The organism is Streptomyces sp. NPDC043853 (assembly GCF_056436025.1).
Window position 1 is genome coordinate 63,680 of record NZ_JBWKDJ010000004.1, and the last position, 25,756, is coordinate 89,435.

The following is a 25,756-nucleotide window of genomic DNA, read 5'->3' on the forward strand; positions in this document are numbered from 1 at the left end:
CGGTGCGCCTGCTGAACCGCCGGGTCCTAGATAACCGCGTTCGAGGGGCCCCGCTCGGTCGACAGGTCGCGGGCCACCGCTTCCGCGTCGCGCAGGGCGCGGACCGCGTTCGACCAGGTGAGCTTGGCCAGGTCGGGCCGGGACCAGCCGCGGCCGAGGAGTTCCGCGATCAGGTTCGGGTAGCCGGACACGTCGTCCAGGCCGGACGGGGTGAAGGCGGTGCCGTCGTAGTCGCCGCCGATGCCGACGTGGTCCACGCCGGCCACCTCGCGCATGTGGTCGAGGTGGTCGGCGACGGTGGCGGCGGTGGCCACCGGTCGCGGGTTGGCCTGCTCGAAGGCCCGGTGCAGGGCCATCGCCTCGGGGGAGGTGTCGAGGTGGTGCAGGCCGTGGGCGCGCAGGTTCTCGTCCGCGGCCAGGGTCCATTCCACGGCCGCCGGCAGGACGAACTTCGGTACGAAGGTGGCCATGGCGACGCCGCCGTTGGCGGGCAGCCGCTCCAGCACCTCGTCCGGGATGTTCCTCGGGTGGTCGCAGACCGCCCGCGCGGAGGAGTGGCTGAAGATGACCGGGGCGGCCGAGACGTCCAGGGCGTCCCGCATCGTCGTGGGGGCCACATGGGAGAGGTCCACCAGCATGCCGATGCGGTTCATCTCGCGGACGACCTCGCGGCCGAAGTCCGTGAGGCCGCCGTGGCGCGGCTCGTCGGTCGCCGAGTCCGCCCAGTCCACGTTGTCGTTGTGGGTGAGGGTCAGGTACCGCACGCCCAGCCGGTGCAGGGCGCGCAGGGTGGCCAGCGAGTTGTTGATGGAGTGGCCGCCCTCGGCGCCCATCAGCGAGGCGATCCTCCCGTCGGCCCGCGCCGCTTCCATGTCGTCCGCCGTCAGCGCCCGTACCAGGTGGCGGGGGTAACGGTCGATCAGCTGGGCGACGGCGTCGATCTGCTCCAGGGTGGCGCTGACCGCCTCGTCGCCGGCGTAGTCGGAGCGGACGTACACGGACCAGAACTGGGCGCCGACGCCGCCGGCCCGCAGTCGCGGGATGTCGGTGTGCAGGTGCGCCGACTGGTCGCCGGCGAGGTCGCGCCGTGCCAGGTCGTAGCGGACCTGCTCGCGCAGCGCCCAGGGGAGGTCGTTGTGGCCGTCGACCACGGGGTGCTCGGCGAGCAGTTCCCGGGCCTCGGCGATCCGGTGGGGTCCGGGGGCGGCGTCCGTCATCCGGCGGCCACCTTGGAGCGCAGCCGCTTGCCCTTCTCGGTGGCCTGGTCGTTCAGCTCCTGCTGGAAGTCCTTCATCCGGGCGAGGAGGTCCGGGTCCTGGGTGGCCAGGATGCGGGCGGCGAGCAGGCCGGCGTTGCGGGCGCCGGCGACCGAGACGGTGGCGACGGGGACCCCGGCGGGCATCTGGACGATCGACAGCAGGGAGTCCATGCCGTCGAGGTACTTCAGCGGGACCGGTACGCCGATCACGGGCAGCGGGGTGACCGAGGCGAGCATGCCGGGCAGGTGGGCGGCGCCGCCCGCGCCCGCGATGATCGCCTTCAGGCCGCGGTCGGCGGCCTGCTCGCCGTACGCGATCATCTCGCGCGGCATCCGGTGCGCGGAGACGACGTCGACCTCGTAGGGGATCTCGAACTCCTCCAGCGCCTGGGCGGCGGCCTCCATGACCGGCCAGTCGGAGTCCGAGCCCATGACGATGCCGATCAGGGGGGCGTCCCCGGTGTTGTGGATCGCGGTGCTCATTCGGTGATCGTTCCTCGCAGGTAGCCGGCAGCGTGACGTGCGCGCTCCAGCACATCGGTCAGGTCGTCGCCGTAGGTGTTGACGTGGCCGACCTTGCGGCCGTGTTTCACGTCCTTGCCGTACATGTGGATCTTCAGCTGCGGGTCGTGGGCCATGCAGTGGAGGTACGCCGCGTACATGTCGGGGTAGTCCCCGCCGAGCACGTTGGCCATGACCGTCCAGGGCGCGCGGGGCCGGGGGTCGCCCAGCGGGAGGTCGAGGACCGCGCGGACGTGGTTGGCGAACTGGGAGGTGACCGCGCCGTCCTGGGTCCAGTGGCCCGAGTTGTGCGGGCGCATCGCCAGCTCGTTGACCAGGATCCGGCCGTCGGTGGTCTCGAACAGCTCCACGGCCAGGTGGCCGGTCACGTCGAGTTCCTTGGCGATGCGCAGGGCGAGGGCCTGGGCCTGGCCGGCCAGTTCCTCGGAGAGGTTCGGGGCGGGGGCGATGACCGTGTCGCAGACGCCGTCCACCTGGATGGACTCGACGACGGGGTAGGCCACGGCCTGGCCGTGCGGGGAGCGGACGATGTTCGCCGCGAGCTCGCGGACGTATTCCACCTTCTCCTCGGCGAGCACGGGGACGCCCGCCTTGAAGGGGGCTTCCGCGTCCTCGGTGGTGCGGACGAACCACACCCCCTTGCCGTCGTAGCCGCCGCGCACGGTCTTGAGGATGACGGGGAACCCGCCGACCTCTTCCGCGAAGGCGGCCACGTCCGCCGGATCGGACACGATCCGGTGGCGGGGGCTGGGCGCGCCGATCTCGTCGAGCTTGGCGCGCATCACCCCCTTGTCCTGGGCGTGCACCAAAGCGTCGGGCCCCGGGCGGACGGGGATTCCGTCCGCTTCCAGGGCCCGAAGGTGTTCGGTGGGCACGTGCTCGTGGTCGAAGGTGATCACGTCGCAGCCGCGCGCGAAGGCGCGCAGGGTGTCCAGGTCGCGATAGTCGCCGATGACGACGTCGCTCACCACCTGGGCCGCCGAGTCCTGCGGACTGTCACTGAGGATCTTGAATCTGATACCGAGGGGGATACCCGCCTCGTGGGTCATGCGGGCGAGCTGGCCGCCGCCGACCATACCGACTACCGGGAACGTCACTCCTCCAGGGTATCCGCCGGTATTCCGCCATCTGGACCAGGGCGATGGCCGGAAGGCCTCCCGCTGTGTCGCATTCGTGTACGACTTCGTCACATCTGTGCCGGAAGGCGCAGACGTCCCACCAGGCAGACACTTAGCATGAGCAGATTGACCAGAAGGACCCTTCACCGACCGACAGGGGCGAAGCACCGTATGAGCGCGACACAGCAGGCGGCCCTCATGGACCGGGTGCGCGGCCTCGCCGGTGAGGCCGTGAAGTTCGGTGCCGTCGGCGGTCTGGGCGTTCTGGTCAACCTGGGCGTGTTCAACCTGCTGCGGAGCACCACCGAGCTCCAGGTGGGCCGGGCCAACGTGATCGCGATCGCGGTCGCCATCGTGTGCAACTACATAGGGTTCCGGTACTTCACCTACCGCGACCGCGACAAGTCCGACCGCAAGCGCGAGATGGTCCTGTTCCTGGTGTTCAGCGTGATCGGGATGGTCATCGAGACCGGGATCCTGTACGCGGCCACCTACGGCGCGGGCTGGGACAGCCCGCTGCAGAACAACGTCTTCAAGCTGATCGGTATCGGGGTGGCCACCCTGTTCCGCTTCTGGTCCTACCGGACCTGGGTCTTCCGGGCGATGCCCGAGCCCGGTCCGGCTCCGGCGGTGGTCGGTCCGCGCGGGGCCGGTGCCACGGCCGTCTCGGCGGCCCCGCCTGCCGCGTCCTCCGCCTCTTCCGCGCCCTCGGCGCCCCCGGCCGACGAGCGGGTGCCCGCCAACCGCTGACCCGGCGCTCTCCCGGTCCGGTCCGCCCCGCCTCCGCCGGGGCGGCTTCAGCGGACGGTCTTCTCCGGTTCGGCGCGTTCGGGCGCCTTCCGGCTCAGGAACAGGGCGAACACGGGCGGGTGCGCCTGGATGAGCTCCAGCCGGCCGCCGTCCGCCTCCGCCAGGTCCCGGGCCACCGCCAGGCCGATGCCGGTGGAGTTCCGGCCGCTGATGGCCCGCTCGAAGATCCGGTTGCCGAGGTCGGCCGGCACGCCGGGCCCCTCGTCGGTGACCTCGATGACGGCCTGGTTGCCGGTGACCCGGGTACGCAGGGCGACGGTCCCGCCGCCGTGCATCAGCGAGTTCTCCACCAGTGCCGCCAGCACCTGGGCCACCGCGCCGGGGGTGCCCACGGCCCGCAGGCCGTGCTTCCCGGAGCTCACGATGGCCCGCCCGGCGCTGCGGTAGGCCGGCCGCCACTCCTCCACCTGCTGCTTGACGACCTCGTCGAGGTCGAAGGGGACGGCCGAGCCGGTCCGCGGGTCGCGCGAGTTCGTCAGCAGCCGTTCCACCACGTCGGTGAGCCGCTCCACCTGGGTGAGGGCGATCGAGGCCTCCTCCCGTACGGTCTCCAGGTCGTCGGTGACCGTGATCTCCTCCAGCCGCATGGACAGCGCGGTCAGCGGGGTGCGGAGCTGGTGCGAGGCGTCCGCCGCGAGCCGCCGCTCGGCGGTCAGCATCCGTCCGATCCGCTCGTTGCTCGCGTCGAGCACGTCGGCGACCCGGTCCAGCTCGGGGACCCCGTACCGGCGGTGCCGGGGGCGCGGGTCGCCGGAGCCGAGCCGTTCGGCGGTCTCGGCCAGGTCGGTCAGCGGTGACGCCAGCCGGTTGGCCTGGCGTACGGCGAGCAGTACGGCGGCCACCACCGCGAGCAGGGCGACCGCGCCGACCACGAACAGGGTGCGGACCACCTCGCGGGTGACGGTGGAGCGGGGCTCCTCGACCACCACGCTCACCCCGTGCTCCCCGGGGGCGCTGCCCCGGATCACACTGCCGTCGATGGGGGTGCCGAGCTCGATGTCCGGGCGTCCGGGCACGTGCACCCGGGCGTACCGGCCGGCGTCCAGCCGGTCGGCGAGGGCGTCGGCGTCGACGGGCTGCCGTTCCAGCACGTTCGCCTCGACGACGCCCACCAGGGTCAGGGCTTGGGACTCGACCATCTCCTGGGCGCTGTTGGTGATCGTCCGGGTCTCCACGATGACCAGGGAGACCCCGAACACGGCGATCACGACGAGCACCACGGCGAGCGTGGACTGGATCAGGCGGCGGCGCATGGCTGGGGTGGGACTCAGCTCTTCTCGAAGCGGAAGCCGACCCCGCGGACGGTGGCGATGTAGCGGGGGTTGGCCGCGTCGTCACCGAGCTTCTTGCGGAGCCAGGAGATGTGCATGTCCAGCGTCTTGGTGGAGGACCACCAGGTGGTGTCCCATACCTCGCGCATCAGCTGGTCGCGGGTCACGACCCGGCCGGCGTCCCGGACCAGGACGCGGAGGAGGTCGAACTCCTTCGCGGTGAGCTGCAGCTCCTCGTCGCCCATCCAGGCCCGGTGCGATTCCACGTCGATGCGGACGCCGTGGGTGGCGGGGGGCTGGGCGGGCTCGACGGCGCCGCGCCGGAGCAGGGCCCGGACCCGGGCGAGCAGCTCGGCGAGGCGGAAGGGCTTGGTCACGTAGTCGTCGGCGCCGGCGTCCAGGCCGACGACCGTGTCGACCTCGTCCGCGCGGGCGGTGAGCACCAGGATCGGGAAGCCGTGGCCTTCGGCTCGAAGGCGGCGGGCCACTTCCAGCCCGTCCATACCGGGCAGGCCCAGGTCGAGCACGACCAGATCGACGCCGCCCTGCAGTCCCGCGTCCAGCGCGGTGGGGCCGTCCTCGCGGACCTCGACCTCGTAGCCCTCCCTGCGCAGGGCGCGGGCCAGGGGCTCCGAGATGGATGCGTCGTCCTCGGCGAGCAGTACACGCGTCATGTGGGTGATGGTAATGCGCGGGCGCGAAATGCTGGACTGCGCCGACAGACCCCCGTCGATCTGCGCTTATGGACTACTACTCACCTTCGAATATGACAGATCGGTTCCCTCCCGACCTGTGATCCATCTCTCAACTCCTTCCATATCCGGCACTGTCGTGTCGTATGGTGGCGAGACTCCTGATGAAGTAGTTCAGGGACTTTTATGCCCGAAAGCGGCATGAGGTCCCTGTTTCTCTGTCCGGGTGGGCCGCCAGTCTTGTGGGGACTCGGCCCTGCCCCGACGGCAGTGAATGACCTGTGGGACCGGCACCGCGCGCGACGCAGCGCAAGGGCCGCCCTTCCCCGGGCGCTGTATCCGCTCACGAAGCGCGGCGTCCCGAGTTAGCAAGGATCGACATGGCTTCCAGCCTGACGCAGGCCTCGCCGAGCGCAGCTCACGAGAAGACCTTCCTCGGCCACCCCATCGGCCTGGCCACGCTCTTCATGACCGAGATGTGGGAGCGCTTCTCCTACTACGGCATGCGTGCGCTCCTCGTCCTGTACTTGGTCTCCGGCGGTGTGGACGCCGCGACCGGCAGCCAGGGCGGCGGCCTCGGCTTCACGGCGGCGACGGCCACGGCCATCTACTCCGTGTACGTGGCCATGGTCTACCTGATGGCCATGCCCGGCGGCTGGTTCGGTGACCGCGTCTGGGGCGCCCGCAAGACGGTCGCCGTCGCCAGTTTCGTGATCATGGCGGGTCACGTGTCGCTCGCCGTGCCCGGCCAGGCGGCGTTCTTCGTCGGCCTGCTGCTGGTCGCGGTCGGCTCCGGCCTGCTGAAGGCGAACATCTCCACGATGGTCGGCCACCTCTACAAGGGTGTGGACGACCCGCGCCGTGACAGCGGCTTCACGATCTTCTACATCGGCATCAACATCGGTGCCCTCCTCGCCCCGGTCGGCATCGGCATGGTCGGCGAGCTCGTGAACTGGCACCTCGGCTTCGCGCTCGCCGCCGTCGGCATGGCCATCGGCCTCGTGATCTACCTGCTCGCCGGCCGTACCCTGAGCCCGAAGAGCAGCCTCGTCCCGAACCCGCTGACCCCGGCCGAGCGCAAGGCCGTGATCGTCAAGGCCCTGGCCGTCCTGGCCGTCGTCGCCGTCTTCTACGGCGCCGTGGTCGCGGCGGACATGTTCACCATCAAGTGGGCGCTGTACCCGATCACCATCGCCGGTCTGATCATCCCGGTCGCCGTCCTCGTCCGCATCAAGCGGGACAAGGACCTGTCCGCCGGCGAGCAGACCCGGATGAGCGCCTACATCTGGTTCTTCGTGGCCGCCGCCGTGTTCTGGATGATCTACGACCAGGGCGGTTCGACGCTCTCGCTCTTCGGTGACAAGAACTCCGAGCGCGCCCTGTTCGGCTGGGAAGTCCCGACCACCATCTTCCAGTCGCTGAACCCGCTCTTCGTGGTGGCACTGGCCCCGGTCTTCGCCGCCGCGTGGGTGGCCCTGGCCCGCCGCAACCGCGAGCCCAGCACCATCGTGAAGTTCTCGGCGGCCCTGATCATCGTCGGCGCCTCGTTCTTCGTCTTCGCCCTGCCGCTGAGCCAGACCTCGGGCAACGACACCAAGGTCACCATGTGGTGGCTGGTGCTGATCTTCCTGATGCACACGCTCGCCGAGCTGTGCCTCTCCCCGGTCGGCCTGTCGGTCACCACCAAGATGGCGCCGCAGAAGTACGGCTCCCAGATGATGGGCGTCTGGTTCCTGGCCGTCACCGCCGGTGACTGCGTCACCGGTCTGCTCGGTCTGGCCGAGGTCCAGCTGAACGGCGTCGGCGTGATCCTCTTCCAGGCGTTCGCCGCCGTCCTCGCCGGCCTCGCGATCTTCATGTACCGCAAGAAGGTCAACGCGCTCATGGGCGACGTGAACTGACGCACGGCCCCGCCCGCCGAACGGGGGAACGGCCCGCACACCACCGGTGTGCGGGCCGTTCCGCGTTCCTCGGGGCGGGTGGAGCGGCTCGCCTCAGCGCCGGCTGCCGAGGCGGCGCCACGGGGTGAAGGTGAACACCGCGCCGCCGAGCAGGATCACCGTGCCGGCGACCAGGGCGAGCGCCTTGAGGCCGCCCTCGTCCTCGGCGCCGGTCTCGGCGAGGTTGCCGCCGGAGCCCCCGGAGCCGCCGGAGCCGCCCGAGGTGCCGGAGCTGCCGCCGGAGCCGGAGGAGCCGCCGCTGCCGCCGGGCTGGGCTGAGGTGTCCAGCTCCACCGAGACCGCGGTCGACTTGGCCTCACAGGCGATGTTCATGCCGAGCGCGTTGATCGTCAGCTTGCCGGGGCTGAGCGTGACCTTGCCGGTCTTGCCCGGCTTGTAGGTGCCGGTCATATCGCTGAGGCTCACCGGCTGGTTCGCGCCGATGGGCTCCTTGTTGCCCGGTCCGGCCACCTGGACCCTGCCGCTGTCGGCGCCGCCGAGGACGACCTCCATCGAGGGCTTGAGCGCTCCCGCCGGAAGGTCGGCCGGGCTGTTCATGACGCCCTTCCCGGTCTTGACGGTGAGGTCCCAGCTGCCGCCGTTGCGCTTGGCGTCGATGGTCACCTTGGACTGGATGTTCGCCGGCCCCGGGGCCGCGCAGGCGAAGGTCACCGGGACCTCCTTGCCGGGCACCTCGCTCGGCCCGCTGTTGCTCGCGGTGGGCGTGGGCGTGGCGCTGCTGCTGCCCGACGGGGTCGGGGTGGGCGAGGAGGTCGCCGTGGGGGTGGGGGTGGGCTTGGACGTGGCCGTGGGCGACGGGTCCGGGCCGCCGGAACCGGACACCTTGATCGTGGCCGCGACCGGGACGGTGGTCCCCTGCTTGGGTGTGCACACGGTGTCGGTGCCCATTGCGTTGATCTTGTACGAGGCCGGGGTCAGGGAGATCGTGCCGGCCTTGGTCAGCTTGAACTTCGCCCTCATGGGAGTGACCACCATCGGCGAGTTCTTGGGGATGGGCGGGTTCTCCGCCTTGCCCTGCACCGGCAGCTCGCCGGTGGCGTCCCCGCCCAGCTTGAGCACTCCGGACGGGGTCACGGAGTTTTCCTTCAGATCGATGTAGCCCGGGTTGTCCGAAGCCGCCTTGGTGGTCTTCCAGACCACCTCCACCTCGTCACCCACCTTGGCCTCGGCGGGCGTCACTGTCACCTCGGCCTTGGTCGTGCCCTCGATGTTGTCCCCGATCGGGGGATCACAGACGGTCTGGAACGAGATCTCGGCCGCACCTGCCGGGGCAGCGGCCACCATCACCACGCCCGCGCCGCCGAGAAGCAGCGCGACCGCGGCCGCGCTCACCCTCCGTTGGGTCTTCACGGATGTCCCTTCGTTGTCGGATGGTCTGACGGTGCGGATCGGTCTGCCGGCTGTGCCGGTGTGAACCACGGCAGGACGGCCGTGGTGGTCTGCGGGGACGCCTCGCCGGGGGGCGTCGCGGGCGGGGTGCCGGCCGCGCGGTGCCGTCCCGTGGCGGCGGGCGCGGGTGCCGCCCCGCCGGTACGGGTGCGGAGCCCGATGCCCGGACGGGGGCCGGCTCCGGGGCGGGGCCGGACCTTGTCGACGACCGCCATGCCGATGCGGAAGAGCGCGGCGGGGACGACCACGAACAGCAGGCCCCAGAACAGGAGCACGCCGTACGGGCGGTCGACCCCCCAGGGCTGCGCGGCCAGCACCTTGTCGCCGTACTTGAGGGAGACCGTGTAGTCCCCGTGGGCGCCCATGGTGAGTTCCACGTCGAGCTCCACCCGGGCCTTCTGGCCGGGCGGGATGGTGCCCTTCCACTGCCGTTCCTCCCACACCGGGGCGAACACCCCGTGGGCGGTGCCGATCTGGAACACCGGGTCCTTGACCGGGGCCGAACCGAGGTTTCCCACGGTCACCGTGAACCTGCGGGACGGCGGGGCGCCGAACCAGGTCAGCACGCCGTCCTCGCCCTTGAGCTGAACGCCGGTGAGCAGGGCGAGGCGGGCCTGTCCGGACTCCGCGGGGAGCTCGGCCACCGGGTGGCCGGTGACGGTGAAGGGCAGGCTGACGGTGGACCTGTCCCCGTTTACGGAGGTCACGTTGACCACGCAGGGGCAGGGCTTGGGCGGGGCCACGACGGAGAGGGCCTTGCGGAACGTCCCGTCGGCTCCGACCGAGGCCGCCTGCCCGGCCTCGTTGGCGCAGCTGTTGGTGCCACCGATCATGTTCTGCCCGCAGAGCAGCAGCATGACCACCGTCCCGGCGGGCCAGCCCGTCCCGTTGACGGTGACCTCGGTGCCGGTGGCCGCCTCCTTCAGCGACAGCTCGGCCGCGGCCTTCCCCTCGGCGGGGGCGGCCGGGGCGGCGGGGCTCCGCGGTGCCGCCCCGGCCGGCCCGGCGGACAGGGCCAGCAGGAGCAGGGCGGTGAGCACCGCGCGGATCCGGGCGGCCCGGCGCGGGGCGGGGGTGGTACTCACGTCGACGCTCCCGTCAGCTCGGGTTCCCGTACGGAGGGTGGGGTGGGCGGCAGGGCGGCCGGGGCGGGTTCCCGGCGCCGGGAACGGGCCAGGCGCCGGGCGGCGAGGGCCACGGCCGCCAGGGCGATCAGGCCGGCTCCGGTCCAGCCCGCGGCGGACCAGGGCACGAAGCGGGCCGTGGCCGTGCCGGTGGCGCGGGCGCCGCCGGGTGCGGTGACGGTGAGGGTGACGTCCACCGCGTCCAGCACCGGGGCGCCGGGCCAGGGTTCGGTCAGCTCCACCCGCTGGCCGGGCAGCAGTTCCACCGGCAGCCGGCGGGCGGAGCCGGCCTCCGGACCGCCGAACAGGCCGTCCGTGCGCAGTGCCGCCTCCGGGGACAGGGCCACGTTCCCCCGGTTGACGAGGGCGTAGCGGACCCGGGCGGCCGCCCCGCGGCCGGTCACCGACACTTCCTCGACGGTGAGGGCGGCCAGCGTGGGACCGCTGACCCGCAGGTGGACGCGTACGCCCGCCTCGTGGCCGGCTTCCGCGGCGACCACCGCGACCGGATGGTCGCCGGGCACCGCGTCGGGCGGCAGGGTGACCGTGAAGGGGACCACCGCGCGGTGCCGGGGCGGGACCCTGACCGTGCCGTGGGTGCCGAAGCTGATCCAGGGGCCGGCCGCGGTGGAGGAGCCGGGCGGGCGCACCGCGAAGGCGCCGTCCGCCGTGTTGTACGCGTCGGCCCCGCGCAGGGTGATGACGCGCTCCCGGTCGGTGGGGTTGGCGAGGACGAGGCGGTCTTCCAGCACGCCGCCGGCCGGTCCCTCCAGGTAGAAGAACGGACGGGGAGCGGAGGAGGACGGGGCGGCGGAGGACGGGGCCGTGGCCGGCTCGGCGGTCCATCCGGGGTCCGCCGCGGGGGTCATGGGGGTCACGGAGGCCGCGCGGGCGGCCGGGACCGCGGGGCCCGTGCGGTCCGTCGGGTCTGCCGGGGCCGCCGCGACCAGCAGGAAGGCGGCGAGCGGGGCCGCCAGCGGGGCGGCGGCCCGGCGCGGGTTCCGGCGGACGCGTGGGGGGACGGCGCAGGGGACTCGGTGGCGCCGGCGGTGTCGCGCGTGCATCGGGGGGACCTTCAGGACCGGGCCCGCTGCCCGCGCCGGGTCAGCCAGAGCACGCCGGCCGCGCCGGAGAGCAGGACGGTGCCGCCCAGGGTGCCGAGGGCCAGGGCGGAGTCGGCGGGTCCGGTCTGCGGCAGGCTGTCGGATTCGGTGCCCGAGGTGCCGCTGCCGCCGCCGCTGCCGTCGTTGCCGCCGCCCGCGGCGGTCACCTCCAGCTCCAGCGAGGGCTTCGGGCCGTTGCCCGGGGTGCAGGTGGTGGTCGTGCCCAGCGCCTTGATGGTGAGGACGCCCGGGGTGAAGGTGACCTTGCCGGACTTCTTCGGCTTGTAGGTGCCGGAGAGGTCCGTGATCTTGATGGGGGTGTTGGCGGGCGCGGCCTCGGGGTTGGGCGGGCCCGAGACGGGGACGCTCGCCTCCTCCGCGCCCTTGACGACGATCAGCGCACTGGGGCTCATCGCGCCCTTGCCGAGCTCGACCGGGCTGGAGGAGACGCCCTTCTGGAACGACATCGTCAGCTTGTAGCCCTCGCCCTCCTTCACCGCCTTGATGTCGATGGGCGAGACGGCCGACTTGTCGCCGATGGGGGTCTTGCAGTCGTACTTGACGTCGACCACTTCGGCGTGGGCCGCGGGGGCGGCGGCCAGGACGGCCGCCGCCGAACCGGCGAGCGCGGAGGCGATCAGGAGCGCGGTGGAGCGTATCCGGTCGGACACCTTGGTCTTCCCCTCGTACCACAAGTTACTGACGGCACATCAGATTGGGGGCTCAAGGTACGCCGGGGACCTTGCGGAGGGAAGACAAGGGACGGAACAAGCCGGGGGACCCGGACGGGCCCTGCTCCGGGCGGTCCTTCAGTGCACGCGCACGCCCTTCTGCCAGACCGCCGAGACCAGCGGGACGCCCGGCCGGTAGGCCAGGTGGACGTGGCTCGGGGCGTCCAGCAGGGCCAGGTCGGCGCGCGCTCCGGGGGCCAGCCGGCCGATGTCGGTGCGGCGCAGTGCGCGGGCACCGCCCGCGGTGGCGGACCACAGGGCCTCGTCGGGGGTCATGCCCATGTCCCGGACCGCGAGGGCGATGCAGAACGGCATGGAGCTCGTGTAGGAGGAGCCGGGGTTGCAGTCGGTGGACAGGGCGACGGTGGCGCCCGCGTCGAGCAGCCGGCGGGCGTCGGGCCACTGGGCGCGGGTGGAGAACTCGGCTCCGGGCAGGAGGGTGGCGACGGTCTCGGAGTTCGCCAGGGCGTCGACGTCCGCGTCGGTGAGGTGGGTGCAGTGGTCGGCCGAGGCCGCGCCCAGCTCCACGCCCAGCTGCACGCCCGGGCCGAAGCTGAGCTGGTTCGCGTGGATCCGTGGGATCAGGCCCTTGGCCCGGCCCGCGGTGAGGACGGCGCGGGCCTGGTCGCCGTCGAAGGCGCCCTTCTCGCAGAACACGTCCACCCAGCGTGCGTACGGGGCGCAGGCCTCCAGCATCGGGCCGGTGACGAGGTCCACGTAGGCGGCGGGGTCCTCGGCGTAGTCCGGGGAGACGATGTGGGCGCCGAGGTAGGTGACCTCCTCGGTGTGCGCGGCGGCGATGCGCAGGGCGCGGGCCTCGTCCTCGACGGTGAGCCCGTATCCGGACTTGGTCTCGAAGGTGGTGGTGCCCTGGCGGCGCGCCTCGTGGAGGTGGCGCAGGAGGTTGGCCTCCAGCTCGGCGTCGGTGGCGGCGCGGGTGGCGGCGACGGTGGTGCGGATGCCGCCGGCGGAGTAGCTGCGGCCGGACATGCGGGCGTTGAACTCTTGCGTGCGGTCGCCCGCGAAGACGAGGTGGCTGTGGCTGTCCACGAAGCCGGGGATGACGGCCCGGCCGTCCGCGTCGAACGCGGTGTCCGTGGCGGGTACCTTCGCCGACTGGCCGACCCAGGCGATGGTGTCGTCCTCGATGACGACGGCGGCGTCCGTGACCAGGCCGAGGGGGCCTTCGCCGAGGGCGGGGTCGTTTGTGACGAGGCTGCCGATGTGGGTGATGGCTGTGGTGGTCATGGGTTCCTCTCAGAGCTTCGCCCTTTCCCCTCCCCGCCCCTTCCCGAAACCGGGGGCTCCGCCCCCGGACCCCGCCCCCGTTCGGGGCTGGCAGGTCATCACGGGCCTGCGGCGCCGCCCGGGCTGATCGCGCAGTTCCCCGCGCCCCTGCGGGGCGCCCCCCTGGGGGCGCGGGGAACTGCGCGGCCGACCACAACGGCGCCGCAGGCCCGCCACGGCCGGCGCGGCCCCCGAACGGGGTCGGAGCTCCGGGGCGTCAGCCCCGGTTTCGGGAAGGGGCGGGGTGGGGCAAAGGCAACGTCAGCCGCGGACCGCGGCGATGGCTTCGGCCAGGGCCGACGGGACGTCCGGGACGAGGGTGTGGTGACCGTCGCGGACGATGTGGCGGCCCGCCACGATCGTGTGGCGGACGTCGGCCGCGGTGGCCGCGAAGACCGCCGTCTCCGCGCCGAGCCGTGGCAGCGGACCCGCCGTACGGACCGAGTCCAGGGCGATGGTGGTGAAGTCGGCGAGCGCGCCCGCCTCCAGGCGGCCCGCGTCCGGCAGCCCCAGCGCCGCGTGGCCGTCCGCCGTGGCGGCGGTCAGCAGCGCGTTCGCCGTCCAGTGCCCCCGCGTCCGGCTGCGGAGCCGTTCGTTGAGCTCCATCGCACGCGCCTCCTCCAGCAGGTCCACCACCGCGTGGCTGTCGCTGCCCAGCGAGAGCGGGCTGCCCGCCTGCTGCAGCCGTACGGCCGGGCCGATGCCGTCGGCGAGGTCGCGTTCGGTGGTGGGGCACATGCAGGTGCCGGTGGCGGAGCCGCCCAGCAGGGCGATGTCGCCGTCGGTGAGGTGCGTGTTGTGGACGCCGGTGGTGCGCGGGCCGAGCACCCCGTGGTCGGCGAGCAGCTGGGTGGGCGTGCGGCCGTGCGCGGCCAGGCAGGCGTCGTTCTCGGCGGTCTGCTCGGACAGGTGCACGTGCAGCGGGGCCTGCCGCTGTCCCGCCCATGCGGCGACGGTGGCCAGCTGATCGGCCGGTACGGCCCGTACGGAGTGCACGGCGGCACCGATCAGGGCGTGGTCGCGGGGCTTGAGGGCGGACGCCCGCTCGGCCCAGGCGTCGGCGGTGCCGTCGGAGAACCGCAGCTGGTGCCGGTTGGGCGCCTCGCCGAAGCCGCTCGACAGGTACGCCGTGTCCAGCAGGGTGATCCGGATGCCGGCCGCGGCGGCCGCCTCGATCAGCGCCTCGCCCATCGCGTTGGGGTCGGCGTAGGGGGTGCCGCCGGGCGCGTGGTGGACGTAGTGGAACTCGCCCACGTTGGTGATGCCGGCCAGCGCCATCTCCGCGTACGCCGCCCGGGCGAGGTCGAAGTAGGTGTCGGGGGTGAGGTTCTGGGCGACGGAGTACATGACCTCGCGCCAGGTCCAGAAGGTGCCCGAGCCCACCTGCACGGTGCCCCGCAGGGCGCGGTGGAAGGCGTGGCTGTGGGCGTTGGCGAGGCCGGGGACCGTGAGGCCGCGGAGCACCTCCGCGCCGGGCGGGGGCGTGTCCGTCCCGGTGCGGACGGCGGCGATCCGGCCGTCCGCGGACACGTCGAGGGTCACGCCCGGCTCGACGGTCGTGCCGAGCCAGGCGTGTTCCAGCCAGTACGTGGTGGTCACCGGCACGCGAGTCCTTCCAGTACGTCGGCGAGGGCGAGGACGCCGGCGACGCAGTCGTCCTCGGCGGCGAACTCCGCCGGGGAGTGGGAGACGCCGGTGGGGTTGCGCACGAACAGCATCGCGGTGGGCACGGCGGCGGAGAGGATTCCGGCGTCGTGTCCTGCGCCCGTGCCCAGGACGGGGGTCTTCTCGCCCAGGATCCGGCCCAGTTCGTCGCGCAGGGCGTGCTCGAACTCGACCACCGGGGTGAAGGACTCCCGGGTGACGGCCAGTTCGATGCCGTGCCGGTCGGCGTATTCGCCGGCGGCCTTGCGGATGCCGTCGATCACCTGGTCGAGCGCGACCTGGTCGGAGGCGCGGGCGTCCAGCCAGCCCCGGACCAGCGAGGGGATCGCGTTGACCCCGTTCGGCTCGACGGAGATCTTGCCGAAGGTGGCGACCGCGCCCGCCAGCTCGGCCTCGCGGCGGGCGGCGAGCACGGTCTCGGCGTAGGCCAGCATCGGGTCGCGGCGGTCCACCAGGCGGGTGGTGCCGGCGTGGTTGGCCTCGCCGTGGAAGTCGTACCGCCAGCGGCCGTGCGGCCAGATGGCGGAGGCGATGCCGACCGGGGAGCCGGACCCCGCGGCGGAGCCGCTGTCGGACACAGCCAGGGCGCGGCCCTGCTCGACGTGCAGTTCCACGAACGCGCCGATGCGGGCGAGGCGTTCGGGGTCCGGCCCGATGGTGTCGGGGTCGTGCCCGGCGGCCTCCATGGCCTGCGGGAGGGTGGTGCCGGCTGCGTCGCGCAGCTCGTACGCCTTCTCCTTGGTCAGCTGTCCGGCGCTGAGCCGGGAGCCGACGCAGGCCAGCCCGAAGCGGGCGCCCTCCTCGTCGCCGAAGTTGGTGATGGCGAGCGGCCTGGTGAACTCCACGCCCCGGGCGCGGAGTTCGTCGAGGGCGGCGAAGGAGGAGACGACACCGAGCGGGCCGTCGAAGGCGCCGCCGTCCGGGACGGAGTCGAGGTGGCTGCCGGTGACCACGGCGTCGCCCGCGGCGGGGTCGCCGAGCCAGGCCCACTGGTTGCCGTTGCGGTCGAGCTCGTAGGTGAGCCCGCGGCTCGTCGCTTCCGCCCGGAACCAGGCCCGGCACTCCGTGTCGGCCTCGGTCCAGGCGTAGCGGCGGTAGCCGCGGGTGCCGCGGTCGCGGCCGATGGGGGCGAGCTCGTTCCACATGCCGTGGAAGCTGGTTCCTCCCCCGGGGGCTGCGGGGGCTGCCGGGCCGGAGGCCGCGGAGCCCGCCGGGGGCGCCGCGGCCGGCGCCGGGCGCAGGCCTGCGGCCTGCGGCCCGGCGGGATCGGGGGCGGAGCCCCCGGTTCGCTCGGTCACGCGGAGTCACCCTCGCGCATCGGGACGCGGACGCCCTTCGCGTCGGCGACCGACTCGGCGATGTCGTAGCCGGCGTCGACGTGGCGGATGACGCCCATGCCCGGGTCGTTGGTCAGGACGCGGCGGATCTTCTCGCCGGCCAGCGGGGTGCCGTCGGCGACGGTGACCTGGCCCGCGTGGATGGAGCGGCCCATGCCGACGCCGCCGCCGTGGTGGAGGGAGACCCAGGAGGCGCCGGAGGCCACGTTGACCATGGCGTTGAGCAGCGGCCAGTCGGCGATGGCGTCGGAGCCGTCCAGCATGGCCTCGGTCTCGCGGTACGGGGAGGCCACCGAGCCGCAGTCGAGGTGGTCGCGGCCGATCGCGAGGGGGGCGGCCAGTTCGCCGCTGGCCACCATGTCGTTGAAGCGCTCGCCGGCCTTGTCGCGCTCGCCGTAGCCGAGCCAGCAGATGCGGGCGGGCAGGCCCTGGAAGTGGACGCGCTCGCCGGCCATCTTGATCCAGCGGTGCAGGGACTCGTTCTCCGGGAAGAGCTCCAGCATCGCCTTGTCGGTCTTGGCGATGTCGGAGGCCTCGCCGGACAGGGCGGCCCAGCGGAACGGGCCCTTGCCCTCGCAGAACAGCGGGCGGATGTAGGCGGGGACGAAGCCGGGGAAGGCGAACGCGCGGTCGTAGCCGGCCAGCTGGGCCTCGCCGCGGATGGAGTTGCCGTAGTCGAAGACCTCGGCGCCGGCGTCCATGAAGCCGACCATGGCCTCGACGTGCCGGGCCATGGACTCGCGGGCGCGGGAGGTGAAGCCGGCCGGGTCCTTGGCAGCGGCGTCGGCCATGTCCTCGAAGGCCACGCCGACCGGGAGGTAGGACAGCGGGTCGTGGGCGGAGGTCTGGTCCGTCACGATGTCGATCGGGGCGCCCTCGGCGAGCATCTGCGGGAGCAGCTCGGCGGCGTTGCCCAGCAGGCCGATGGAGAGCGGCTTGCGCTGGTCGCGGGCCTCGGTGGCGAGCTGGAGGGCGTGGGCGAGGTTGTCGGCCTTCACGTCGAGGTAGCGGTGCTCGATGCGGCGCTCGATGGCGCGCGGGTCGCAGTCGATGCAGATCGCGACGCCGTCGTTCATGGTGACGGCGAGCGGCTGGGCGCCGCCCATGCCGCCGAGGCCGGCGGTGAGGGTGATGGTGCCGGCGAGGGTACCGCCGAACTTCTTGGCGGCGACGGCGGCGAAGGTCTCGTAGGTGCCCTGGAGGATGCCCTGGGTGCCGATGTAGATCCAGGAGCCGGCGGTCATCTGGCCGTACATGGTGAGGCCGAGGGCCTCCAGGCGGCGGAACTCCTCCCAGTTGGCCCAGTCGCCGACCAGGTTGGAGTTGGCGAGGAGGACGCGCGGGGCCCACTCGTGGGTCTGCATCACGCCGACCGGGCGGCCGGACTGGACCAGCATGGTCTCGTCCTGCTTGAGGGTCTGCAGGGTGCGGACCATCGCGTCGAAGGAGCGCCAGTCGCGGGCCGCCTTGCCGGTGCCGCCGTAGACCACGAGCTTGTCGGGGTGCTCGGCGACCTCGGGGTCGAGGTTGTTCTGGAGCATCCGGAGGGCGGCCTCCTGCTGCCATCCCAGGGTGCTGAGCTCAAGTCCTCGCGCAGCGCGAACGGGGCGGGGTCCTGACATGGCTGTGCCTCCTCCGATGTTGGTCAATCCATTCACATCCTCGCGCTCTGAATAGATTCAGTCAACAGCTGCGGGCGGACGCGCCGGGTGGTTGGCTGGCGGACATGGCCCTCGACTCCGGTACGGATTCCACCCGCTCCGGCTCCGCCGCGGCCGCCGCCGGCCCCGCCGACGCCCCCGCCGCCTCCATCGCCGACTCCCCCGCCGCCCGCCGTGACCTGGCCGTACGTGCCGCCGTGGCGCAGGGGCTGGCCGGCGGACCGGACGGCGGAGGGGACGGCGCGGACCCGTTGGTCTGCCTGCTGGACACGGCCGGGATCCGCTCCTCCGCCGCCGCCCTGCGGGCCGCCTTCGCGGCCGCCCTGCCGCCCGGCACGCCGGTCCTGCACGCCTTCGCCGCCAAGGCGGCCCCGCTGGTGCCGGTGCTCCGGCTGCTGGCCGGCTGCGGGATCGGCTGCGAAGTGGCCAGTCCCGGTGAGCTGGCGCTGGCGCGGGCGGCCGGGGTGGCGCCGGAGCGGACCGTGCTGGACTCCCCCGCCAAGACCCCGGCGGAGCTGCGCGAGGCGCTGGCGCTGGGCGTGGCGGTGAACGCCGACAACCGGCAGGAGCTGGAGCGCCTGGACGCGCTGGTCGCCGCCGCGCCGACCGCCTCCCCGCTGGGGATCCGGGTGAATCCGCAGCTCGGCCCCGGTGCCATCCTGGCCACCTCCACGGCGACGGCCACCTCGAAGTTCGGCGTGGCGCTCCAGGACCCGGGGGCGCGCGAGTGGCTCGTACGGGCGTACCTGGAGCGCCCGTGGCTCACCCGGCTGCACACCCACTCCGGTTCGCAGGGCGTGGCGCTGCCGCTGATCGCGGAGGGGGTGCGGGAGCTGTACGAACTGGCGGAGGAGATCAACGCGGCGGCCGGCCGGCAGCAGGTGGACACCCTGGACATCGGCGGCGGGCTGCCGGTGAACTTCGCCTCCGACGAGGAGGCGCCGGCGTACGCGGAGTACGTCGCGGTCCTCCGGGAGGTCGTGCCGGGCCTGTTCTCGGGGCGCTACGGGCTGGTGACCGAGTTCGGCCGGTCCCTCCTCGCCAAGCACGGGCTGGTGCTGGCCCGGGTGGAGTACACCAAGAGCACGGGCGGGCGGCCGATCGCGCTGACCCACGCGGGGGTGCAGGTGCTGACCCGGACCGTGTACGCCCCGGCCTCGTGGCCGGTGCGGGTGCTGGCGTACGACGCCAAGGGCGCGCCGAAGGCGGGGCCGCCGGTGGCGCAGGACATCGCGGGGCCGGCCTGCTTCTCCGGCGACCTGGTCGCGGAGGGCCGCGCGCTGCCGGAGCTGGCGCCCGGCGACCTGATCGCCGTCCCGGACACCGGCGCGTACTTCTTCACGGCCCACTACGGCTACAACAGCCTGCCGCGGCCCGCCGTGTACGGCTTCACCGTGCAGCCGGACGGTGCCGTCCGCTTCGCCCTCGTCCGCCGGGCCCAGACGGCCGAGGACATCGTGGCGGAGGCGGGCGGCGACCGTCCGAACGCCCTGCTGGACTCCCCGGCCGCACCCTGACCACGTCTGGCGCCCCGCACGACCGGTGCGGCACGATGACAACTCCCCGGCACCGACGGGCTGTTGCCGTGAGCAGATCTCCGTACGGCACAGCGCGGGCACCGGGGAGGCCCGGCGGGAGACGGAGGGGGAGGCGGCGCATGCAGGCACTCGGTCCCGACGATCCGCGGCAGGTGGGCGAGTTCGAGATCCTCGCGAAGCTCGGCGAGGGCGGCATGGGCCGGGTGCACAAGGGCCGCTCCCGTGGCGGGCGGCTGGTGGCCGTGAAGCCGGCCCGTCCGGAACTGGCAGCGCTTCCCGGCTTCCGGGCCCGTTTCCGGACCGAGGTGGAGGCCGCCCGGCGGGTCGGCGGGCACTACACCGCACAGGTGGTCGACGCCGATCCGGAAGCCGACCCGCCGTGGATGGTCACCGCCTTCGTGCCCGGGCGTTCGCGCTGGCCGGCCACGACGGAACAGGGGCCGCGTCCGGCGGAGAGCTCGCCCTGGCCGCCGTACACGCGGTATGGCGCCCGGTCTGAGCCGTCCCCCTTCACGCGCGCGGGGGTCAGGCCCGCAGCGTCGCCGCGATGGCCGGGGCGTAGGCGGCGGTCAGGGCGGCGGTGTCCAGGGCCGTGACCGCGGGGAGGCGGAGCAGGTAGCGGGTCAGGGCCAGGCCCAGGAGCTGGGCCGCGACCAGGCCCGCGGACCGGGCGGCCCGGTCGGGGCCGAGAGCGGCGGCCAGGGCGGGGGCGACCTGGGCCGCGAAGACCTCGCGCATCCGGGCCGCCGCCTGTTCGTTGGTGACCGCCGAGCGCAGCAGGACCAGCAGGGCGTCGTCGGCCGGGTCGTACTCCCAGCGCCGCACGAAGTGGGCGACCAGGGCCGCGGGGAGGTCCGCCGCCGGGACGGCGGTGAGGTCCGGCATCCGGAGGTCCACGGCGAGGGCGGCGTCGAAGAGCCCCTCCTTGCTGCCGAAGTACCGCATGACCATGGAGGGGTCGATGTCCGCGTCCGCCGCGACGGCGCGGATGGTGGTGCGCTCGTATCCGTGGGCGGCGAACCGGTCCCGGGCGGCCCGCAGGATCGCCGCCTTGGTCTCGTCCGACTTTCGCGCTGTCATGCCAACAAATGTAGGCCAACGCCTGTTGACTTTCCAGTCGGGGCGGCGCACCCTTGAGTCAACAGACGTTGGCCAACAAATGTTGGCAACCTGGAGGAGGCCGCCATGACCAGCACCGCCGCACTCCCGCTGCCCGCCCGCACCGAGGTCGCCATCGTGGGCGCCGGCCCGACCGGCCTCGCCCTCGCCGTGACCCTCGCCGGGGCCGGTGTGGACTTCGTGCTCCTGGACCGACAGGCCGAGGGAGCCAATACCTCCCGCGCGGCCGTGGTGCACGCCCGCACCCTGGAGGTCCTCGACGAGCTCGACCCGAGCGGCAAGCTGTCCGCCGAGCTCGTCGGCCGCGGCAACCCGGTCAGCCGGTTCCGGATCCGCGACGGGGCCCGCCCGCTCGCCGCGATCGACTTCGGCGGCCTGGCCACCGCCCACCCGTACGCGCTGATGGTCCCCCAGTACGAGACCGAGGCCGTGCTCCTGGACCGGCTGCGCGCCCTCGGCGGGGAGGTGCACCGCCCCTACGAGGTCACCGGGGTCACCCAGGACTCCGAGGGGGTCACCCTGACCACCGCCACCGGAGAGACCCTGCGCGCCGCGTACGCCGTGGGCGCGGACGGCATGCACAGCTCGGTCCGCGAGGCCGCCGGGATCCCCTTCTCGGGCAACGCGTACGCGGAGTCCTTCGTCCTCGCCGACGTGGCCATGGACTGGGCGCCGGGCGCCGGGGAGGTCTCGCTCACCTTCGCCGCCGCCGGCCTCACCGTGGTCGCTCCGCTGCCCGGCGGGCGCTACCGGATCGTCGCCACCGTCGACGAGGCACCCGCCGAACCGGACCTCGCCTTCGTCCGCCGCCTGCTGGACGAGCGGGCCCCGGGCCAGGCCACGGTCACCTCGCTCGTCTGGTCGTCCCGGTTCCGGATCCACCACCGGGTCGCCGACCGCTACCGCGCCGGGCGGCTGTTCCTCGCCGGGGACGCCGCGCACGTGCACAGCCCGGCCGGCGGCCAGGGCATGAACACCGGCATCCAGGACGGCCACGCCCTCGGCCGCGCCCTGGCCTCCGGCGACCTCGACGGCTACGAGGCGCGCCGGCGCCCGGTGGCCCTGCGGGTGGTGGCCCTCACCGACCGGATGACCCGGGTCGCCACGACCCGGAACGGGATCCTGCGCTCGGCGCGCAACGCGGTGCTGCCACTGCTGGCCCGGATCCCCGCGCTGCGCACCCGGCTGGCGACGGAACTGGCCGAGCTGAACTACCGCTGAGCCGCCGGGCGGAGGCACCGGGCGAAGGCACCGGGCGGAGGCCGGGCAAAGGGGCGGAGGCGGGGCGGGGCTACTCGACGAAGAGGCCGCGGGCGGCGGCCTTCGCGTCGAAGGACTCCAGGCGGGCCTGGGCGCCGGGCAGGGCGTCGGCCATGGCCTCCAGCAGCACCCGGCCGAGCAACATCGGCGCGCAGGCGGTGTCGAAGGCCAGGCCGGTGCCCACCGGGGCCGGGATCAGCAGGTCGGAGTGGCGGGCCACCGGGGCGAACGCGGAGTCGGCCACGGTCACCACGGTGAGGCCGGCGGTGGACCGGGCGTACTCCAGGGCTTCGAGGACCTCGCGCGGGTGCCGGGGCAGCGCGAAGCAGAGCAGGGCGGTCGCACCGGCGCCGGCGGCCGCGTCGATCCGGTCGGCGAGCATGGAGCCGCCCTCGTCGAGCAGCCGTACGTCGGGGTGCACCTTGCCCGCGAAGTACGCGAAGCCGCGCGCCTGCGAGGACGCGGCGCGCAACCCCAGCACGGGCAGCGGGACGGAGCCGGCCAGCACCCGGCCGGCCTCCTCTGCGGGGCCGGGGTCGGCGAGCATCTCGGCCAGGTGGCGGAGGTTCTCGATCTCGGCGTGCACGGCCTGCTGGTAGGAGTTGTGCTCGGCCTGGCCGGCGGCGCGGGGCGGCTCCGCGGGAGCGACCTCGCGGAGGTACCTGCGCAGGGCCGGGTAGCCGTCGAAGCCGAGCGCGACCGCGAACCGGGTGACCGAGGGCTGGCTGACACCGGCGAGCTCGGCGAGCTCCACGCTGGACAGGAAGGGCACTTCGGCGGCGCCGCGCACCATGCAGTGCGCGATGCGGCGCTGGGTCGGCGTCAGCCGGTGCCCCTCGAACAGCTTCTGCAGCCGGGCGGCCGGGCTGTCGGTCATGCGGGGGTGTCCTCCGTCCGGGTGCAACTGTATTCAGTCATGCAGCACTCTGCATGCACCTATGCAGGACGGCAAGCGGGGGCCCAAGGGCTGGACGGCCGCGCCGCCCCCGGACGCAAAAAAAATCAGGCGGGGACCGCCGCACCCCCGGCCTCGGGCCGGGGGGCGGGACGACGGCGGTCCCCGCCTGGAGGACACGGGCGACCTGGTCAGGGCCGGGGTCCGCGTCCATGGCGTGCGTACGGTCCGGGAGCCGCTCCGGAGGTGCACGACGCCGTTCGGTGGTGCCGGCCGGGCCGCCCGTCGGGGCGGGTCCTGCCGACATCCACCACTGTGCCGGAGGCGTGTTAAGCGGGTGCTGCCGTCACGTGTCGGCTTCGTGCCGGTTCACGGTCCGGCGGGCGCCCGCACGCCCTGTTACCTGGCGCCCTTGGCGAGGAAGGCCAGCAGGTCCTGGCGGCTGACCACGCCGGTGGGCTTGCCCTCGACCAGGACGATGGCGGCGTCGGCCTCGCCGAGCACCTCCATCAGGTCGGAGACCGGCTCGCCGGAGCCGACCTGCGGCAGCGGCGCGCTCATGTGCTTCTCCAGCGGGTCGGAGAGCGCGGCCCGCTGGGTGAACAGGGCGTCGAGCAGCTCGCGCTCCACCACGGAACCGATGACCTCGGCGGCCATCACGTCGGGGTGGCCGGCGCCCGGCTTGACGATCGGCATCTGGGAGACGCCGTACTCGCGGAGCACCTCGATGGCCTGGCCGACGGTCTCCTCCGGGTGCATGTGCACCAGCGAGGGCATGGTGCCCTGCTTGTCGGCGAGGACCTCCCCGATGCGCGCCGACGGGCCCGTGTCCTCCAGGAAGCCGTGGCCCGACATCCACTCGTCGCTGAAGATCTTGCTCATGTAGCCGCGGCCGCTGTCCGGCAGGAGGACGACGACCACGTCGTCCGGGCCGAGGCCCTCGGCGGCGCGCAGGGCGGCGACCACGGCCATGCCGCAGGAGCCGCCGACCAGCAGGCCCTCCTCCTTGGCCAGGCGGCGGGTCATCTGGAAGGAGTCCTTGTCGGACACCGCGATGATCTCGTCGGCGACGTTCTGGTCGTAGGCGGTGGGCCAGAAGTCCTCGCCGACGCCCTCGACCAGGTACGGGCGGCCGGAGCCGCCGGAGTAGACGGAGCCCTCCGGGTCGGCGCCGATCACCTTCACCTTGCCGCCGGAGACCTCCTTGAGGTAGTTGCCGGTGCCGGAGATGGTGCCGCCGGTACCGACGCCCGCGACGAAGTGGGTGATCTTCCCGTCCGTCTGCTCCCACAGCTCGGGGCCGGTGGTCTCGTAGTGCGAACGGGGGTTGTTCGGGTTGCTGTACTGGTCGGGCTTCCAGGCGCCCGGGGTCTCACGGACGAGCCGGTCGGAGACGTTGTAGTACGAGTCCGGGTGCTCGGGGTCGACGGCGGTCGGACAGACGACCACCTCGGCGCCGTACGCGCGCAGGACGTTGATCTTGTCCATCGACACCTTGTCCGGGCAGACGAAGATGCACTTGTAGCCCTTCTGCTGGGCCACGATGGCGAGTCCGACGCCCGTGTTGCCGCTGGTCGGCTCCACGATGGTGCCGCCGGGCTTGAGGGCGCCGCTCTGTTCGGCGGCCTCGATCATGCGCAGGGCGATGCGGTCCTTCACGGAGCCGCCCGGATTGAAGTACTCGACCTTGGCCAGGACGGTGGCCTGAAGTCCTTCGGTCACACGGTTGAGCTTCACCAGCGGGGTGTTGCCGACGAGGCTGATCATCGAGTCGTGGAATTGCACCATGTTCTCCAGGGACGGGACTCCACGGGTTCTCCGGGAGGTGCCGCCAGAGTATGCGGAAAGGGATTGGCCGAGCGTCGTTAACGGGCAGGAAGCGGACAGACAGTCCGGCACCCGTCCGGCGACGAGGAGGTGGCACGAAGGGTGTCCAGAGCGAGGACGGCCCGCCGCATCGCGGCGGGCGCGGCGTACGGAGGGGGCGGGCTGGGCCTGCTCGGTGTCGCGACTGTGGGGGTGGTCCTGGCGGAGGTCCAGCTGGCGAAGCGGACGGTGGGCACGGGGCTGCCCGACCCGCCGCGGGCGGACGGGCTGTACGGGACCGAGTTCGGCGGCCCCGAGCTGAGCCCGGGGCCGCTGCGGCTGGCCATGCTCGGCGATTCGACCGCGGCCGGGCTGGGGGTGCGGCGGGCCCGGCAGACCCCGGCGGCGCTGCTGGCCTCGGGGCTGGCGGCGGTCGCGGAGCGGCCGGTGGAGATGCGGAACGTCGCGTTGTCCGGGGCGATGTCCGACGACCTGGACCGTCAGGTCTCACTGCTGCTGGACGGGGACCGGCCCGCGCCGGACGTGTGCGTGATCATGATCGGTGCGAACGACGTGACCCGGCGGATGCCGCCGACGCAGTCGGTACGGCTGCTGACGGCGGCGGTGCGGCGGCTGCGGCTGGCGGGCTCCGAGGTGGTCGTCGGGACCTGCCCGGACCTGGGGACGATCGAGCCGGTGTACCAGCCGCTGCGCTGGCTGGCGCGGCGGCTGTCCCGGCAGCTGGCGGCCGCGCAGACCATAGGGGTGGTGGCACAGGGCGGCCGGACGGTGTCGATGGGCGACCTGCTGGGGCCGGAGTTCGCGGCGAACCCGCGGGAGATGTTCGGGCCGGACTCGTACCACCCGTCGGCCGAGGGGTACGCGACGGCGGCGATGGCGGTGCTGCCCACGCTGTGCGCGGCGCTGGGGGTGTGGCCGGAGTCCGACCGGCTGGACGTGTCGCGGGACGAGGACATGCTGCCGGTGGCGAAGGCGGCGTCCGCGGCGGCGGGGCAGGCGGGCACGGAGGTCACCGCGGCGCGTGGGCCGTGGGCGCTCCTCAAGCACCGCAGGCGGCGGCGCCTCCCGGCCCCGGAGTCCTCTCCGGAGCCGGCGCCGGCCGAAGCGACCGCCTCCGGCGGCCCCGCCGACACGATCGAGCCCCACCCGGCCTGACGGCACCTCGACCAGGCCCCACCAAGGCCCGGA

The 25,756-nt window shown here is 73.3% G+C and carries 21 protein-coding genes; 5 read left to right on the forward strand and 16 right to left on the reverse strand.

The features are described 5' to 3' along the window. Positions 1-26: 26 nt before the first annotated feature. From AC067U_RS12550 to AC067U_RS12560, 3 genes are read right to left on the reverse strand one after another with little or no spacing between them, the layout of a single operon-like run. The gene (locus AC067U_RS12550; protein ID WP_478829645.1) at positions 27-1,217 is read right to left on the reverse strand and encodes a dipeptidase; all 1,191 of its coding nucleotides are present in this window, start codon (positions 1,215-1,217) and stop codon (positions 27-29) included. Continuing rightward, positions 1,214-1,741, reverse strand: coding sequence for a 5-(carboxyamino)imidazole ribonucleotide mutase (gene purE / locus AC067U_RS12555; protein ID WP_478829646.1), 528 nt, complete (start codon positions 1,739-1,741; stop codon positions 1,214-1,216). Before purE ends, AC067U_RS12550 begins: the two co-directional genes overlap by 4 nt. Next, positions 1,738-2,856, reverse strand: a complete 1,119-nt coding sequence (locus AC067U_RS12560; protein ID WP_478830096.1) for a 5-(carboxyamino)imidazole ribonucleotide synthase — start codon at positions 2,854-2,856, stop codon at positions 1,738-1,740. The genes purE and AC067U_RS12560 overlap by 4 nt, the downstream gene beginning before the upstream one ends. A 213-nt stretch (positions 2,857-3,069) precedes the next feature. On the opposite strand from AC067U_RS12560, the gene AC067U_RS12565 reads away from it, so the two are divergent. Further along, on the forward strand, positions 3,070-3,648 hold the full coding sequence (locus AC067U_RS12565; protein ID WP_478829647.1) for a GtrA family protein: 579 nt from the start codon (positions 3,070-3,072) through the stop codon (positions 3,646-3,648). 47 nt (positions 3,649-3,695) lie between these two features. On the opposite strand, the gene AC067U_RS12570 is transcribed toward AC067U_RS12565, so the two are convergent. Both AC067U_RS12570 and AC067U_RS12575 read right to left on the reverse strand, forming a co-directional pair. Then, complete coding sequence (locus tag AC067U_RS12570; protein ID WP_478829648.1) at positions 3,696-4,961, reverse strand: ATP-binding protein; 1,266 nt, start codon at positions 4,959-4,961, stop codon at positions 3,696-3,698. 14 nt (positions 4,962-4,975) lie between these two features. Next, entirely contained in the window at positions 4,976-5,653 is a 678-nt protein-coding gene (locus AC067U_RS12575) for a response regulator transcription factor (protein ID WP_365108821.1), read from the reverse strand. 398 nt (positions 5,654-6,051) lie between these two features. Here AC067U_RS12575 and AC067U_RS12580 point away from each other — a divergent pair, with 398 nt between their 5' ends. Next, on the forward strand, positions 6,052-7,572 hold the full coding sequence (locus AC067U_RS12580; RefSeq protein ID WP_478829649.1) for a peptide MFS transporter: 1,521 nt from the start codon (positions 6,052-6,054) through the stop codon (positions 7,570-7,572). A 93-nt stretch (positions 7,573-7,665) separates the two neighbouring features. Here AC067U_RS12580 and AC067U_RS12585 read toward each other — a convergent pair whose 3' ends face one another. The 8 genes from AC067U_RS12585 to hutU form a co-directional block, all read right to left on the reverse strand. Next, a complete protein-coding gene (locus AC067U_RS12585; RefSeq protein ID WP_478829650.1) occupies positions 7,666-8,982 on the reverse strand; it encodes a hypothetical protein in 1,317 nt (438 codons plus the stop codon). Continuing rightward, positions 8,979-10,106, reverse strand: coding sequence for a hypothetical protein (locus tag AC067U_RS12590; protein WP_478829651.1), 1,128 nt, complete (start codon positions 10,104-10,106; stop codon positions 8,979-8,981). Before AC067U_RS12590 ends, AC067U_RS12585 begins: the two co-directional genes overlap by 4 nt. Then, a complete protein-coding gene (locus AC067U_RS12595; RefSeq protein ID WP_478829652.1) occupies positions 10,103-11,209 on the reverse strand; it encodes a COG1470 family protein in 1,107 nt (368 codons plus the stop codon). Before AC067U_RS12595 ends, AC067U_RS12590 begins: the two co-directional genes overlap by 4 nt. Positions 11,210-11,220: 11 nt before the next feature. Beyond that, the gene (locus AC067U_RS12600; protein ID WP_478829653.1) at positions 11,221-11,919 is read right to left on the reverse strand and encodes an LPXTG cell wall anchor domain-containing protein; all 699 of its coding nucleotides are present in this window, start codon (positions 11,917-11,919) and stop codon (positions 11,221-11,223) included. Positions 11,920-12,057: 138 nt separating this feature from the next. Next, positions 12,058-13,227: an imidazolonepropionase gene (gene hutI, locus AC067U_RS12605; protein ID WP_478829654.1), complete on the reverse strand. Its 1,170-nt coding sequence runs from the start codon at positions 13,225-13,227 to the stop codon at positions 12,058-12,060. Positions 13,228-13,527: 300 nt separating this feature from the next. Beyond that, on the reverse strand, positions 13,528-14,865 hold the full coding sequence (locus AC067U_RS12610) for a formimidoylglutamate deiminase (protein ID WP_478829655.1): 1,338 nt from the start codon (positions 14,863-14,865) through the stop codon (positions 13,528-13,530). Continuing rightward, entirely contained in the window at positions 14,862-16,076 is a 1,215-nt protein-coding gene (locus AC067U_RS12615; protein WP_478830097.1) for an allantoate amidohydrolase, read from the reverse strand. Before AC067U_RS12615 ends, AC067U_RS12610 begins: the two co-directional genes overlap by 4 nt. Positions 16,077-16,225: 149 nt before the next feature. Continuing rightward, complete coding sequence (gene hutU, locus AC067U_RS12620) at positions 16,226-17,890, reverse strand: urocanate hydratase (RefSeq protein WP_478829656.1); 1,665 nt, start codon at positions 17,888-17,890, stop codon at positions 16,226-16,228. A 104-nt stretch (positions 17,891-17,994) separates the two neighbouring features. On the opposite strand from hutU, the gene AC067U_RS12625 reads away from it, so the two are divergent. Beyond that, the gene (locus AC067U_RS12625; RefSeq protein ID WP_478829657.1) at positions 17,995-19,446 is read left to right on the forward strand and encodes a type III PLP-dependent enzyme domain-containing protein; all 1,452 of its coding nucleotides are present in this window, start codon (positions 17,995-17,997) and stop codon (positions 19,444-19,446) included. A 546-nt stretch (positions 19,447-19,992) separates the two neighbouring features. Here the strand turns inward: AC067U_RS12625 and AC067U_RS12630 are convergent. Next, positions 19,993-20,547 carry a TetR/AcrR family transcriptional regulator gene (locus tag AC067U_RS12630; RefSeq protein ID WP_478829658.1) on the reverse strand — a complete coding sequence of 185 codons (555 nt, stop codon included), beginning with the start codon at positions 20,545-20,547 and terminating at the stop codon, positions 19,993-19,995. A gap of 105 nt (positions 20,548-20,652) precedes the next feature. On the opposite strand from AC067U_RS12630, the gene AC067U_RS12635 reads away from it, so the two are divergent. Further along, positions 20,653-21,807: an FAD-dependent oxidoreductase gene (locus AC067U_RS12635; protein WP_478829659.1), complete on the forward strand. Its 1,155-nt coding sequence runs from the start codon at positions 20,653-20,655 to the stop codon at positions 21,805-21,807. Positions 21,808-21,877: 70 nt separating this feature from the next. Here the strand turns inward: AC067U_RS12635 and AC067U_RS12640 are convergent, their stop codons facing one another. Then, on the reverse strand, positions 21,878-22,723 hold the full coding sequence (locus AC067U_RS12640) for a MurR/RpiR family transcriptional regulator (RefSeq protein ID WP_478829660.1): 846 nt from the start codon (positions 22,721-22,723) through the stop codon (positions 21,878-21,880). Between the two features lie 417 nt (positions 22,724-23,140). Beyond that, positions 23,141-24,526 (reverse strand): cystathionine beta-synthase, encoded by a 1,386-nt coding sequence (locus AC067U_RS12645; protein ID WP_478830098.1) that lies wholly within the window; start codon positions 24,524-24,526, stop codon positions 23,141-23,143. A 144-nt stretch (positions 24,527-24,670) separates the two neighbouring features. Between AC067U_RS12645 and AC067U_RS12650 the strand changes: the two genes are divergently transcribed. Then, positions 24,671-25,723 (forward strand): SGNH/GDSL hydrolase family protein, encoded by a 1,053-nt coding sequence (locus AC067U_RS12650; RefSeq protein ID WP_478829661.1) that lies wholly within the window; start codon positions 24,671-24,673, stop codon positions 25,721-25,723. Positions 25,724-25,756: the final 33 nt, after the last annotated feature.